Origin of the sequence: Mycobacterium sp. (assembly GCF_035506235.1) — a bacterium.
Lineage (GTDB): Bacteria > Actinomycetota > Actinomycetes > Mycobacteriales > Mycobacteriaceae > Mycobacterium.
On record NZ_DATJPU010000284.1, the window covers coordinates 18265 to 31714 of the forward strand.

Genomic DNA, 13450 nt, shown 5'->3' on the forward strand with positions numbered 1-13450 from the left:
GGTGCCATCCCCATTGACGTCCGGCAGCCGATGGTTTGCCGTTCCGGCGGGCATGGCGGCGCTTGCCGCCGTGCTCGTGCAGTGCACCTCCGCCCCGCCACCGCGGGCGGCCAAACCGTCACCGCCGATCGCCCCGCCGTCGGTGGCCGGCGCGGCTTCGCCCGCTGCCGGGGAGACCGTCCGGCCGGTGACTCCCGCCGAACTCGGCGCGAGCTGGCGGCCCGGGTGCCCGGTCGAACCCGCGCAGCTGAGGCGGGTCGACGTCGAGCACATCGGTTTCGACGGTCAGACCCACCGCGGAGAGCTGATCGTGCACGAGGACCTGGTGCCGGAGGTCATCACGATCTTCGAGCGGCTTTACCGGCTGCGCTTTCCCATCGAGAAGATCCGCACGGCCGACCACTACCCGGCCGCTGACGATGAGCTGTCGATGGAGGACGACAACACTTCGGCGTTCAACTGCCGGGGCATCCCGGGAACCGGCCAATGGTCTCAACACGCCTACGGCCGGGCTATCGACCTCAACCCGCTGCTCAACCCGTGCGTCCACTCCAACGGAGCATTCGAGCCGCGGAACGCGGCGGCCTACCTGGACCGCGGCCGCTCCGACCCGGGCCTCTTCCGCGACGGCGACCCCGCCGTTCACGTCCTCACGGACCGCGGCTGGCGGTGGGGTGGCGCCTGGACGACTCCCGTCGATTACCAGCATTTCGAGCGGCCCTGAGGGCGATTCTATACGTCGTAGTAGAGGGCGAACTCGTACGGGGTCGGCCGCAGGTTGACCGGGGCAATCTCATAATCGCGCTTGTAGTCGATCCACGCCTCGATCAGGTCGGGCGTGAACACGCCGCCCTCGGTGAGGTAATCGCTGTCCTCCTCCAGGCGGTCGATGACCGCGGACAGCTGGGTGGGCGCCTGCGGGATTTCCGCCGCCTCTTCAGGCGGCAACTCGTAGAGGTCCTTGTCGACGGGGGGAGGCGGCTCGATCTTGTTCTTGATTCCGTCCAACCCGGCCATCAGCTGGGCCGCGAACGAAAGGTACGGGTTGCCCGACGAATCGGGGCACCGGAACTCCAGCCGCTTGGTCTTCGGGTTGTTGCCGGTGATCGGGATGCGCACGCACGCCGAGCGGTTGCGCTGGCTGTAGACCAGGTTGATCGGCGCCTCGTAGCCGGGAACCAGGCGCTTGTAGGAATTGACCGTGGGGTTGGTGAAGGCCAGCAACGAGGGCGCGTGGTAGAGCAGACCGCCGATGTAGTGGCGGGCGGTGTCGGACAGGCCGGCGTAACCCGTCTCGTCGTACATCAGCGGGACGCCGTCCTTCCACAGCGACTGATGGCAATGCATGCCGGAGCCGTTGTCCCCGAACAGGGGCTTGGGCATGAACGTCACGGTCTTGCCCACCTGCCACGCGGTTTGCTTGACGATGTACTTGTACATCTGATGGTCGTCCGCCGCGTGCAGCAAAGTGTTGAACTGATAGTTGATCTCGGCCTGCCCGCCGCTGCCCACTTCGTGGTGGCCCTTCTCCAGCGAGAAGCCGGCGTCGGTCAGGTGGGTGAGCATCTCGTCGCGCAGGTCGACGTAGTGGTCGGTGGGGGCGACCGGGAAGTACCCGCCCTTGGGGCGGACCTTGTAGCCGAGGTTGGGGCTGCCGTCGGACTCGGTCTCCGCTCCGGTGTTCCACCACCCGGATGTCGCGTCCACCTTGTAGAACGAGGTGTCCGTGCGCGAGTCGAAGCTGACCGAGTCGAAGATGTAGAACTCGGCTTCCGGGCCGAAGTAGGCGGTGTCCGCGATGCCGGAGCTGATCAGGTAGTTCTCCGCCTTGCGGGCGACGTTGCGCGGATCGCGCGAGTACACCTCGAGGGTGAACGGGTCGTGCACGAAGAAGTTCAGGTTCAGCGTCTTGGCTGCCCGGAACGGATCGATCGTCGCGGTTTCCGGATCGGGCAGCAGCAGCATGTCGGATTCGTGGATCGACTGGAAGCCGCGGATCGAGGAGCCGTCGAAGGCCAAGCCGTCCTCGAACACGTTCCCGTCGAAGGCGTAAATCGGAATTGTGAAGTGCTGCATGGTCCCCGGCAGGTCACAGAAGCGGACGTCGACATACTTGATGTTCTCGTCCCTGGCGAGTTTGAAGACATCGTCGGGCGTCTTTTCGGACACAGAAGCTCCTTTACGCAAGCCTTTTCACGCGGGTAGCAGTGTTGCGATGGCTCTCTCTACGCCTGAACTATTTCGTCCGCGTGACGAGCCTGAGTCGAACCTGTTGCGTCGCAGAAAGACCCGGCTTCTCCGGTGGCACTTTCCGGACTTGTGGCCGATAGTCATATCTATGCCGCACACCACAAAGCGACCCCGGTAACAGCCGGAGGGAGGCGGCCCCGCGACATGGGAGAGGTTTTTCAGTTTCACCGCGAAATCATCGTCGGCGGAGACGACCCGCTGTCGAAGACGATCGCCGAGGAGCTCAGGGGCGCCGGCGCGCGGATAATCAAGATCAACACCGCCGCGGACCTCCTCGGCGCCGGCGTACATCGCGCGCGCGCCGTCGTCTGCGCCGGTCCCAACGACGCATTGAACCTCGAAATCGCGCTGCTGGCAAGGGAATACAGCCCGAACGTCCGCGTGGTGGCGCGGCTGGCCAACGACGTGCTGCGCGAGGCGGTGACCGCCGTCAACGGCCCCGGCGCGATCCTGGACGTCGCCGACCTCGCGACACCGTCCCTGGTCGAGGCTGTACTGTCGCGTAACGCGCACCAGTTCGAGACCGCCGGTATCGAGTTCGTTGTCTGGGGAGCCGAGGCGCCCTACGACGCGACGCTGCGCGAAATCTATGCCGACCTGGCACCGGTCGCGGTGGTCCACGGCAAGAACTCACCGGCTCCGGGCGAGGTGGTGCCATGTCCGGGGCGGGATCTGCAGGTCTACGCCGGGGACTGGACGTCGATGATCGGCGTCAAAGACGAATTGGAGGCCAGGGGAATCACGGTGCCTCCCGCCACCGCGACGCGCTCTCGACACTCCCGGCTGCGACGCGCAATCGACGCCGCGCGGGCCATGCGCGACGACGTGAACCCGATGCTGGTGCCCGCGTTGGCATTCGCGCTGTTGCTCACGCTCGGGTCGACGGCGGTGGTGCACTTCACCTACCAGAACCCGCGGATGTCGTGGATCGACGCCCTGTATTTCGCCTCCGAAACCATCACCACCGTGGGCTACGGCGACTTCAGCTTCGCCCAGCAATCCACATCCCTGCGGTTGTTCGCCGTCGCGCTGATGTTCAGCGGCGCCAGCGTTACCGCCATCCTCGTGGCTTTCCTCGCGGACCTGTTGCTGTCACGCCGCTTCGTCCAGACAGCCGGTCTCCGACGGGCACGCCACATGCGCGACCACGTCGTCGTCGTCGGACTGGGTTCCATCGGCGTCCGCGTCGTCGGTGATCTGACCACAGCCGGTTACGACGTCCTCGTCATCGAGCCGGACGAGAACAACCGATTCCTGCCGACCGTGGCCGAACTCGATGTGCCGGTGATTTTCGGAGATTCGACGATGCGCCAGACGCTGGAATCGGCGCGCGTCGATCGCGCCCGCGGGGTCGCGGTGGTGACCCAGGACGACATGGAGAACATCGAGACCGGGATCGTCTTGCTGGAGATCCTGGGATCCGACACCAGGGTGCCGATCGTCATGCGCGTTCAAGGCCGCGCGTTGGGCACCGCGGTGAATCGGCGATTCGGTTTCGAAAACGTGCGGTCGATCGTCGACCTGGCGGCCCCCTGGTTCATCGGCGCGGCGATGGGTTTGCAAGTGCTCGGGACGTTTTGGGTGGGGCAGCGCTCGTTCATGGTCGGCGGAATGCTGGTGGCGCCCGGTAGCGAGCTGGACGGATTGCGAATGGTGGAACTGTCCACCCAGACGCGCGTCATCGCGATCACCCGGCCGGAGGGCCCGGTCAGGCTGCGACCCCGCCGCGACGCCCGATTGAAAGCCGGCGACACCGTCTACATCATCGGCCCCTACCGCGAGCTGATCACCACGCTGCGCAAGGGCCAGCCCCCACCGCTCACCGCGATCAACGGCGAGCGCGCGGCGACACTGGCGGCGGCGCGTTCACCACACCGGCCGGAGGCACGGCCACCACGGTGGGCGCCGGACCCCGACGCCTGACCCCTACCGGATCGGATGAAGTTCGCGACAGAACGACCGGCCGGTGCAAAGGTAGAGCCAATGCATCGACGAATCCTCTGCGTGCCGCTCTCGGTCGCCGCGGGCATGGTGTGCCTGACGGCTGCGCCGGTGGCGGCCGCCGTCGACGCGGAGTGCGGCACCATCCTGCCGGCGGCCGATCGGCTGGAGAACGTGTTCAACCTGGTTTCTCCCTCCGGGACACCGGCTTATTTGGCAAGCCAGGTTCGAAACGCTCTGGCCCCGCTGCACGGGTTGAAGAGTGCGGCCGCGGTCGACCTTCGAATTCGCTCGGACATGCTGGCGTCCCAGATCGACGCAAGCGACCCCTACCGACCGGCAAGCCCGGAACGAATCGCCGGCGATCTTGCCAAGGCGAGGCAGCAGCTGGCGACGGCTCGCGACTACTGCGCGCCGTAGTTACTGCTGCCCCCTACGCCACTGCCGAATCTGGACGCGTTCGGCGTCAGGCCAGATGGCTTTGGCGGCCGGTGACGCGCAGAAGGCTTCCTCGGCCTGGCGAAGGCTCATGTCGACCGCATGCAGGCCGTCTTCCTGGTGGGCGCGGCACACGACGGTCAGCACCCGGTGCGTGTTGGGGTCGACCTCCTCGGCCTCGATGGTCAACACCACGACGAGCGTGTACCCGGCCCCGGTCGGCAGATAGAAGGTGAGGTCCCGGCTGTCCAGCGCGCCGCCGTTGGTCACCAGGTAGCCGTCGCCGCTGGGATAGACGGCCTGCCCGACCATCTGGGTGCGTTCGTAATGGTTGCGGTCACCCGGCGCGCGCCACACCGCGAACCGGGTATTTGGGCTGCCGTTGAACGGGTGTCGCGCGATCGGGATGATCAGCTCGTCGCGGCCGTCGCCGTCGACATCCTGTAAGGCGACGCCCCCCGGGCTCGAGGGCTCCAGTAGCTCATCGATCGTTTGCACCACCTCGCCCGACGGGTCGGTCACGACTACCTTCACCGCGCCGGGCCCGGACAACTCGGGCACGGTCCAGTAGGTGACGGCGAAATCGAGGGCGCCGGAGTGCATTCGGCAGTCCGAATGCGGCGACTTGGCCTGCGGGCTGATCGGCGCGGCGCTCTGCGGGCACGGCGGCAGCGTCGTGTCGGCGGCCGCGGTGGGGCAAGGGGCGCACACCGCGGTGACCATGGTCACGACCGAGACCAGCAGCGGCAGCCGCTGCACAGCTGCGCACCTACCGTTTCGGCGCCGGCTGGGCTGGTGCGGGAGCGGGAGGCGGCTCGGCCGGCGGGATCTGCTGCTCGACGGGCGGATGGGCGCCGGTCTTGGGGCCGATGTCGGAAACCTGCCAGGCGTTGCCCGCCTTGTTCACCGTCACTTGCAGCAGGATGATCGAGACCTTGGGCGTCGGGTTTTGCAGATTGCGGGTGGTTTGATGGGCCGACACCACTACCTGGTAGACCCCGCCGGGCTGAGCGACCGGGTCGATGGCCAGCACCTCACCGGTGGAGGTGACCTGGGCCTGAAGCATCACGCTTTTGAGCAAATCGCTGGCGTTGACGTATTTGTCTTTAAGCTGCTGCGACACACCGTCTTCGACGGAGCGGAAGAAGGCATCCGGGTCTTCGAAGCTGTAGGTCAGCGACTTCAGCGCGTAGTCCTTGGCCAGCTGCGCCACGGTGTCGCGATCGGCTTGCTGTCGACGGAGCTCCGCGAGCTGGCCGGTCACCTGGCGATACTTCATGAACCCGAACACGCCGCCGGCGAGCACCGCCGCCACGAGTACGGCCGCGCCCCATCGCTTCGGGCTGTTCGGCCGCAGCAGCAACTTCGGCGACCGCTGGGGCCGCGCGTCGTCGGCGACCGGCTTCGTGTCGGCCTCGTCGGCGGCGGCCACCGTGATGTCGGCGCCGTCAGGCTCGCGCTCGCTGTCGTCTGTCTTTTCGTCTTCGCTGATAGCTGAGTTTGTCATGCCAGTTCTTTCTTTTCCGTAACTTCGTTCGCCGATCATCGGTGCCATTCGGGCACGTTGAGTTGGACCCGCATTCCGCCGCTGTCGTTGAAGGTCGATTCCCAGAAGTCGAGCCAGTGCCCGGCGTCCACCTTGATGTCGTGTAGCGGTGCGACCGCGGGTTCCAGGACGGTGGTGAAGGTGCTGAGCGGGCCGGCCAGCATGTCGAGCCACTGGCTGAGCTTGGCTACCAGGACCCCCGCCGGATCGTCGGGGCCGACCACGCCCACGCCGGTGTGCGAAAGGGTTTCGATTTCGTGGACCATCCGCAAAAACGCCGGCACCGAGCGCGGTAGCAGCTTGCCGGTCTCGCTGATCACTTCGCCCGCGTTGATGTCGCCCAAGTTGGTGGTCATCGTGGCGAAGTTGCTGAACAGCGTGGCCAGCAGTTGCTTGTCGTCGTGGATCACCTTGGCGGTCAACCCGGCGGTTGTGGTCAGGGAATCGATGGTGTCGTCGTTGCCGCCCAAGGCCGCGGAGACGTTGTCGATGATGGTGTGCACTTGGTCGAGGTTCAGCGCCGACATCAGGGCATTGGCCTTGGTGAGCAAGTCGGCGCCGGTGACCATCGGCGCGACCCGGTCCGCGGGGATCACTGTCCCGTCGCTAAAGTACGGCGGCGCAATCAGTTTCGGCCTGAACTCGATGTACTGCTCGCCGGCCGCGGAGAGGTTTTCCACGCTGATCGCGCTGTCGGCGGGCACCGGGTGCGCGCGGTCGAGGTCGATCGAGACCGCCAGCCCGCTCGTCGTGGTCTCGATACTCCTCACCCGGCCGACCTTGATGCCGCGCATCGTCACCTCCGATGTGGGCATGAGGCCGCCGGAAGCGTTGAGCATCAACGTGAGTCGGGTGACTTGTTTGGTCGGGCTGATGTCGAGCACGCCGATCGACATGTAGGCCGCGCCGGCCAGTGTCATCACCGCCAGGATGGCCAGCGTGGCGCGGGCACCGAATTTCATGGCAGCATTCCCATGCTCTGCATCGCCTTGACCGCCTGGTCGGCCTTGTCGGCGGGATCCACACCCTCGCGCCCGGTCGGTGGATGAAGTTCGGAGACAATGTATTTCGGGCCCCCGTTGCGGAAGAACCCGAGGAGCTTGTAGTGCAGGAATGCGATCAGCTTGTCGGCGAGCACCGGAATGGTGGTGTCGAGGGTTGCCAACGTTTCGACCATTGGCGTGAGGTAGGACAGCATTTGCATGATGTCGCCGGTGATCGGGTTGGTGAGTTCTCCGCCGAGCACGCTGACGTCTCGAGAGTCCCCGACGACGTTGAGGATGGCCATGGTGATCGCCGACAGCCCCTGGAGTTTCGGCGGGCCCTCGGTCACCAGCCGGTTGAACACCGCGGTATTGGCCGCCATGTTGGTGGTGATGTTCTCCATGCTGGACAGGATGCCGTCGATGGTGTCCTGGTTGGCCGCAAGGTCATTGAGGACGCCGGCGAGGGTCCGCTGCATCCGGGTCAGCTCGGCGGGGTTTTTCGGGAACGCCTTGTTGGCGTTGACGACGGTACTTTGCAGCGTGCCGATCGCCCCGCCGGCCACCAGGTTCGACACCGACCGCAAGAGATCTTCGACGTTGTCGGCCGGAGCGGTGTTGCGCAACGGGATGGTGCCGCCGTCGCGCAGAACCGGCATGTCCCCGGCCCGATCCTCCGGCGGCACGAGCGCGATGTAGATGTCGCCGAGGGGGGTGGCCTGGCGCAGTTCGGCGCGGGTGTTGCCGGGAAGCTTTGTGTCGCCGGCGATATCGACGTAGGCGACCGCCGTGGTGCCGTCGAGCTGGACGTGGTCGAGTACGCCGACCTGCACTCCGCCGGAGTCCACCTTGGCCCGGGCGGGCAGGTTGAGCACGCTGGAGAACTGGATCTTGATTCGGTACGCGTGGTCGGGACTGTAGGCGCCCGGGACCGGCAGCCGGGTCGGATCCAGCGAGCAAGCCGCCGTCAGGCAGATCGCCAGTGTGGCCAGCAGCACGCGCATCGATCGTCGGGTCATGACAGCGCGGCCCCCAGGATGAGATCGGTCAGGCCGAGGGTGACCGGATCCGACGCGGTGCCCGACGCGCACGCCGACGCGGCTCCGGGGACATTGCGCTGCCGCAGCCCCTCGCAGATGGCGCCGGCCTGCGACGGCGAAATCGCGACCTGCGGAGGAATATAGGTGACGTTGTGGGTTCCCCACGCCGGTTCGTAGATGTCGCTGAGCCAGTGGCTGAACTGCGGCCACGAGTTGATCATGGCCATGATGGCCGGGGTGTGTCTGTTCAGCATGTCGCTCAGCCAGCTGATCCAGTGGTCGAGTCTTTGATAGACCCGCGGCCCCCACCGGTTGATCGCCTCGACCAGGATCGGCAGCAGGTGCGACAGACGGCTCATGGCCGCTCCGAAGTTGTCCGACAGGCCCTCGACCAATTGGGTCGTGGCCGGGAGCGTTTGGACAAAACCCGCGAAGCTGTCCCAGTTCTTGAGGAAGTCCGAGGTCAGGATCTCGCTGTTTTCGAACAGCTGCCGGTAGTCGGCGTCGGCCTTGTAGGGGTCGGCGAGCATGGTGACCAGATTGCGCAGGGTCTGGTTGAGGCCGGCGCCGGTCCCATCCAGCGAGCGGCTGGCCGCGTGCAAGCTGTCATTGATGGCTTGCACGCCCGGCGCCCGGGACGGGTCCTGGCCGTGTTGAGGTTCCATGATGGCGTCGGCGAGCTTGCCTATGGCAGTGAAGGTTTCGCTGATGCTGATCGGGGTTTTGGTGGACTTCAGCCTGATGCACCCCGGCCCGGTGAATTTCGGGCCCGAGGTGTAGGGCTTGGTCAGTTCGATGTGGCGATCGGTGACAATCGATTGCGAGTAGGTGACCGCCCCGACATCGGCCGGCAGGTCAAGGTCGGTGGGCACGGTGAAGTCGACCTCGACGTGGTCGGGCTTGTTGACGATCGCGGTCGTCGTGCCGACCTCGATACCCAGCAGTGCCACCTTGTTGCCGGGATATAGCCCTACCGCGTCGGTGAATTCGGCGCACATCGCACGGGTGTGTCCGGGCATCACCATCTTGGCGCCGAAGGTGACCGCCGCCGCGATCGCCGCGACGACGGCCACCACCGCGGCGATACCCCACGGGGAACGCAGCCGCGAGCCGAGCGCCGACAACCTGCTCATCTCAACAGTTCCTCATGATGTTGGGCAGGCACAGGTCCTGTCCGGGCACCAGCCGGCTGTGTTTGTCGAAGACGACCCCGTTGCCACTGAGCATCGGCAACACGATGTTGAGGCTTTGCCCCAGGCCCTCGAGCGCCTCGCCCCACCGCTCGGGGTGGGCGTTCAGCGTGTCGGTGATGTCTTCGAGTCCGTTGACAACCGGCCCGACCTCCCGGCCGTAAAACACCACGATGCGGTCGAGGATGCGGGCCAATTCGCTGAACAGGCCGAAGAACTCGACGATGTCGACCGACTTCGAGGTATACGACTGGCCGATGATGTCCAGCTGCTCAAACAGCGTGATGAGCTGCTGACGTGCGGCGACCGTGGCCCGCAGGCTGTTGTTGGTGAAGTCCAGGCTGCGATGGAAGTCGGCGGTGGACTTGCTCATCGACGTCGTCAACGCATTGGCCGACCGGAGCAGGTCGCGCACCGCGTCGGGAAATTTGTTGGCGGCGTTGGCGACCTCGGTGAACGTGTCGTGGATGACTTGGCCGTTGACTTCCTTGATCAGCGGGGTTGCCGCCTGGATGATGTCGTTGACCTCGAACGGCAGCGTGACCCGTTGGGGCGGAATCACGTTGCGGCCCAGCGGCAGAGCGCCCTTCGGGTCAAGCGCCACGTAGTGGCCGCCCAGCGGGGTCAGCAGCTTGATGTCCAGAGTGGATTCCGAACCGACCACCACCGAACGCCCGACGTCGAACTTCATCTCGACGACGGCGCCGTCGAGCCGGACGCCGGTGACCTTCCCGACCGGGATGCCGGCGATACGAACCTGGTCGCCGGCGCGCACACCGCCGGAGTTGGACAAGCGCGCGACATAACCGGTCTGGCCGGTCGGATTCAAGTAGGCCATCGCGGTGGCGGCCAACGCCGCAACGATGACGACGACGCCGACGATGCCGTGCCGGCGACTGCGGACCACCGCGGCGCGCTCGTCGAGCACCGGACGCCGCCGTCGTACGCTCTTGTCCCCGAACAGCATTACCGGCACACCACCAAGTTCTGCTGTGCGAATGACACCTGCCCGATCCCCGGCAGGGTGACTTCGCCGTGCGAGCACGAAAACGCCGGTCTGGCGGGCTGGTCGTCGGCCAGCCAGTCCCGCATTCCCTGGATCAGCGACGGGGCGAGCGACAGGCCCGCGATGATCGTCGCGGTCTGCGGCCACATCCGGCTCGTCAGGTCATAGAGCGGAACCGTCGTCCCGTCAAAAGTGCGCTCGGTGTACTGCAGGATGTGGGTGGTGTTCCGCAGGACGGGCAGCCCGACCTCCATCGCCGCACGGAACTCCTCGGCCTTCGAACCGAACTTCGTCACCACGTCGTTGAGCGTCGCGATGAGATGAAACAGTTGCTGCGATTTGCCGCCCAGATCCGCCGAGATCGCGCTGAGATTGCGGAGCACGGCGGTGATGACCGCCTGGCGGTTCACGGCCAACTTGGAAATGACGTCGAGGTCGTGCAGGAACGGGCCGATGCCGTTTTCATCGCCTTGGATCAACCGCAGCAGGTTCTCGCCCAGCAGGTTGAACTGGGCTGGGTCGAGAGTTTGAAATATCGGCCGAAACCCGTTGAACAGCTTCGCCACATCGAACGAGGGAATCGTCTGCCCAAGGCCAAGGGTGCCCCCGGCCCGCAGCCGTTGATCCGGCTTGGCCGGCTGGACGAGTTCCACGTAGCGCTGACCGACCAGGGTTTGATAGCGCACCGCGGCAATGGTGTTGGCGAACACCGGGTGATCGTCTTGCGCGGTGAAATCCACCTTGGCGATCCGGCCGTCGAGCCGGATGGTTTCCACCTTGCCGACCTGCACACCGGAGATGCGGACGTCATCACCGGCGTAGAGGCCCGACACATCGGAGAACGCCGCGGTGTAGCGGGAAACCGCCCCGGTCACGGGACTACGCAAGGCGGTCAGCACGATGAGCGTGCACACCACCGATATGGCGGTGAAGATGGCCAGCCAAATCACGGATTTGGTAACACTTCTCATCGGCCGCCCCGCTGCGGTGCGGGCGCGGGCGCGGGCGGGGGCGGTAGGGCCGCCGCCAGCCCCGGCATCGCGCCCAGGGTGACCTCGATCTGCATGCGGACCTTGCCGTCGATGATCGGAAACGCCGCACTAGTGCGGTCTAGCAGACCCGAGAGCCGGTCATAGACCGGCGCCTGGCTGCCCTCGAGGTACGAGAGTGGCAGCAACACGTCCATCACCGATTTCATGAAGGGCGCAAGCCACGCGATGTTCTTCGCGAAGATCCCGTCCGTATTGAAGAGGAGCTTTGCGGTCTGGTCCAGGATCACGTTCATGCGCTCGACCCCGTCGGGATGGGCCAGAAATTCCATCCCATTGAGGAGGTCATATGCCAATCCGATAAGCGGGATGGCGTCGCTGGCGCCGTTGACCACCGAGGCGAACACCGATAGCGACTGTGAGAACGGCACCTTCTGGGCGTCGACGAGCATCTTGATCAGATCGAAGTAGGACCGGGTCACCGGCTCGGTCAGGTCCGCGTGCCGACGCACTGTCTCGATGATGTGGTCGACGTCGGGCGAGTCCACCATCTTGCCGATTTTTTGGCCCTGACGCAGCAGCCCGGTGATGGAAGTCGACCGGACGTTGGCGCCTATCAGCAGCGTCTGGTTCGGCCTCAGCCGGGCGCCGGTGCCGCTGCTGACCAGTTCGACCGCCGCGAGGCCAAAAGTGTTCGACGACATGAAGTTAGCCGTCGTGTCGGCGGCCAGGGCCCTCGCTTGGCGCGGCTCGAGTTCCACCGTGATCTTCTGCCTGTTGTACCCGGCCGATTCCAGCGTCTTCACCGATCCGATCGTCAGCCCGCGGAACTTCACCTCCGCGCCCGGCGTCAGACCCTCACCGATCGAATCGGCCACCACGGTCAGCTTGAACGTGTCGTCGTAGCCGCCGTTGCCCAGCTGATATAGCGAGATGCCAGCGATACCCAGCGCCACCGCGGCGATCAGTCCGCGGATCCGCAACGAGCGCGAACTGGGCGCCCGCACTCCTTGGTCGGACCCTGGAAGTCTTGGCACGCCTACCCCGATATCCGGATGCCGGGATTGTTGCCCCAGAACAACAGCGTCAGCACCATGTCGGCGGCAACCACGGTCACAATGCTGGCCCGGATCGCTCGGCCCGAGGCCCGCCCGACCCCTTCTGGACCACCGCTGGCGTTGTAGCCCTGATAGCAGTGGATGGCGATGATCAGCGTCACGAAGATGGCGGCTTTGAGCACCGAGAACACCACGTCGGACGGGTGGATGAACGAGTCGAAGTAGTGGTAGTAGGTGCCCGATGACTGCCCGTGCAGCACGTTGACCACCAACGCGCAAGACACGTAGCTCAACGCGAGCGTCACCACATAGAGCGGAACGATGGTGATCATCCCGGCGATCACCCGGGTCGTGACCACGAACGGGATCGACTGAATGCCAAGGGCTTCCAACGCGTCGATCTCCTCCGAGATCCGCATGGCGCCGATCTCCGCGGTCATGCGGCACCCCGCCTGGGCCGCGAAGCCGATCCCCGCGATCATCGGCGCCATCTCCCGGGTGTTCGCATACGCGGAGACGAATCCGGTCAGCGGGCCCATACCGACCATGTCCAGGGCCCCGTACCCTTCGACTCCCACCGAACCGCCAACCGCCGCGCCCATGAAGATCAGCACGCCGATGGTGCCGCCACCGACGATCAGCGACCCGTTGCCCCAGATCATGTCGACCAACAGCACCCCGGTCTGGTGCCGGTAACGCTTCAGCGTGTGCGGGATCGCGCCGAGCACCTGGGACAGGAAGGTGACCTGGTGACCGAGGCGCTGAATCAGCGAGTCACCCCGGCCGGCGACCCACCGCGAGGCCCTCAGGGCCGCGGGTCGGTGTCGTGCCGGCACTGCGATCCGGGCCATCAGCCCACCCTCAGCGGCATGGACATCGACAGTCCCTGCGTGATCAGCAGGTTGAGAACGAACACCGCGACGATGCCGATGACAACGGAGGCGTTGACCGCGTCGGCCACGCCGCGTGCACCGCCCTTGGCCTCAAGACCGCGCTGGCAGGCCACGAG

General features: G+C 65.7%; 14 protein-coding genes. 3 read left to right on the top strand and 11 right to left on the bottom strand.

Going from position 1 to position 13450, the window contains the following annotated elements; genetic code table 11:
- Positions 1-52: 52 nt before the first annotated feature.
- Complete coding sequence (locus VMD50_RS26815; protein ID WP_325432508.1) at positions 53-724, top strand: M15 family metallopeptidase; 672 nt, start codon at positions 53-55, stop codon at positions 722-724.
- A gap of 8 nt (positions 725-732) precedes the next feature.
- On the opposite strand, the gene glnA is transcribed toward VMD50_RS26815, so the two are convergent.
- Complete coding sequence (gene glnA / locus VMD50_RS26820) at positions 733-2169, bottom strand: type I glutamate--ammonia ligase (RefSeq protein WP_325432483.1); 1437 nt, start codon at positions 2167-2169, stop codon at positions 733-735.
- 225 nt (positions 2170-2394) lie between these two features.
- On the opposite strand from glnA, the gene VMD50_RS26825 reads away from it, so the two are divergent.
- Positions 2395-4173 carry an NAD-binding protein gene (locus VMD50_RS26825; protein WP_325432485.1) on the top strand — a complete coding sequence of 593 codons (1779 nt, stop codon included), beginning with the start codon at positions 2395-2397 and terminating at the stop codon, positions 4171-4173.
- A 60-nt stretch (positions 4174-4233) separates the two neighbouring features.
- A complete protein-coding gene (locus VMD50_RS26830) occupies positions 4234-4611 on the top strand; it encodes a hypothetical protein (protein ID WP_325432487.1) in 378 nt (125 codons plus the stop codon).
- Here VMD50_RS26830 and VMD50_RS26835 read toward each other — a convergent pair whose 3' ends face one another.
- The 10 genes from VMD50_RS26835 to VMD50_RS26880 form a co-directional block, all read right to left on the bottom strand.
- Positions 4612-5388, bottom strand: a complete 777-nt coding sequence (locus VMD50_RS26835) for a hypothetical protein (RefSeq protein WP_325432489.1) — start codon at positions 5386-5388, stop codon at positions 4612-4614.
- A gap of 10 nt (positions 5389-5398) precedes the next feature.
- Positions 5399-6184: a hypothetical protein gene (locus VMD50_RS26840; protein ID WP_325432491.1), complete on the bottom strand. Its 786-nt coding sequence runs from the start codon at positions 6182-6184 to the stop codon at positions 5399-5401.
- Positions 6172-7137, bottom strand: coding sequence for an MlaD family protein (locus VMD50_RS26845; protein ID WP_325432492.1), 966 nt, complete (start codon positions 7135-7137; stop codon positions 6172-6174). The genes VMD50_RS26840 and VMD50_RS26845 overlap by 13 nt, the downstream gene beginning before the upstream one ends.
- Positions 7134-8177, bottom strand: coding sequence for an MlaD family protein (locus VMD50_RS26850; protein ID WP_325432494.1), 1044 nt, complete (start codon positions 8175-8177; stop codon positions 7134-7136). The genes VMD50_RS26845 and VMD50_RS26850 overlap by 4 nt, the downstream gene beginning before the upstream one ends.
- Complete coding sequence (locus tag VMD50_RS26855) at positions 8174-9331, bottom strand: MlaD family protein (protein ID WP_325432496.1); 1158 nt, start codon at positions 9329-9331, stop codon at positions 8174-8176. Before VMD50_RS26855 ends, VMD50_RS26850 begins: the two co-directional genes overlap by 4 nt.
- A gap of 1 nt (position 9332) precedes the next feature.
- Entirely contained in the window at positions 9333-10355 is a 1023-nt protein-coding gene (locus tag VMD50_RS26860) for an MlaD family protein (RefSeq protein ID WP_325432498.1), read from the bottom strand.
- Entirely contained in the window at positions 10355-11365 is a 1011-nt protein-coding gene (locus tag VMD50_RS26865) for an MlaD family protein (RefSeq protein WP_325432500.1), read from the bottom strand. Before VMD50_RS26865 ends, VMD50_RS26860 begins: the two co-directional genes overlap by 1 nt.
- Positions 11362-12420, bottom strand: coding sequence for an MlaD family protein (locus tag VMD50_RS26870; protein ID WP_325432502.1), 1059 nt, complete (start codon positions 12418-12420; stop codon positions 11362-11364). The genes VMD50_RS26865 and VMD50_RS26870 overlap by 4 nt, the downstream gene beginning before the upstream one ends.
- 2 nt (positions 12421-12422) lie before the next feature.
- A complete protein-coding gene (locus tag VMD50_RS26875; protein WP_325432504.1) occupies positions 12423-13292 on the bottom strand; it encodes an MlaE family ABC transporter permease in 870 nt (289 codons plus the stop codon).
- Positions 13292-13450, bottom strand: a 159-nt coding sequence (locus VMD50_RS26880) for an ABC transporter permease (protein ID WP_325432510.1), incomplete at its 5' end; no start/stop codon positions are given. The genes VMD50_RS26880 and VMD50_RS26875, both read right to left, overlap by 1 nt.

Excerpts from the sequence above, each read along its gene's own strand:
- VMD50_RS26815 (WP_325432508.1), top strand. The coding sequence starts at position 53 with ATGGCGGCGCTTGCCGCCGTGCTCGTGCAGTGCACCTCCGCCCCGCCA.
- VMD50_RS26825 (WP_325432485.1), top strand. The coding sequence starts at position 2,395 with ATGGGAGAGGTTTTTCAGTTTCACCGCGAAATCATCGTCGGCGGAGAC.
- VMD50_RS26830 (WP_325432487.1), top strand. The coding sequence starts at position 4,234 with ATGCATCGACGAATCCTCTGCGTGCCGCTCTCGGTCGCCGCGGGCATG.
- VMD50_RS26840 (WP_325432491.1), bottom strand. The coding sequence starts at position 6,184 with ATGGCACCGATGATCGGCGAACGAAGTTACGGAAAAGAAAGAACTGGC.
- VMD50_RS26845 (WP_325432492.1), bottom strand. The coding sequence starts at position 7,137 with ATGAAATTCGGTGCCCGCGCCACGCTGGCCATCCTGGCGGTGATGACA.
- VMD50_RS26850 (WP_325432494.1), bottom strand. The coding sequence starts at position 8,177 with ATGACCCGACGATCGATGCGCGTGCTGCTGGCCACACTGGCGATCTGC.
- VMD50_RS26855 (WP_325432496.1), bottom strand. The coding sequence starts at position 9,331 with ATGAGCAGGTTGTCGGCGCTCGGCTCGCGGCTGCGTTCCCCGTGGGGT.
- VMD50_RS26860 (WP_325432498.1), bottom strand. The coding sequence starts at position 10,355 with ATGCTGTTCGGGGACAAGAGCGTACGACGGCGGCGTCCGGTGCTCGAC.
- VMD50_RS26865 (WP_325432500.1), bottom strand. The coding sequence starts at position 11,365 with ATGAGAAGTGTTACCAAATCCGTGATTTGGCTGGCCATCTTCACCGCC.
- VMD50_RS26875 (WP_325432504.1), bottom strand. The coding sequence starts at position 13,292 with ATGGCCCGGATCGCAGTGCCGGCACGACACCGACCCGCGGCCCTGAGG.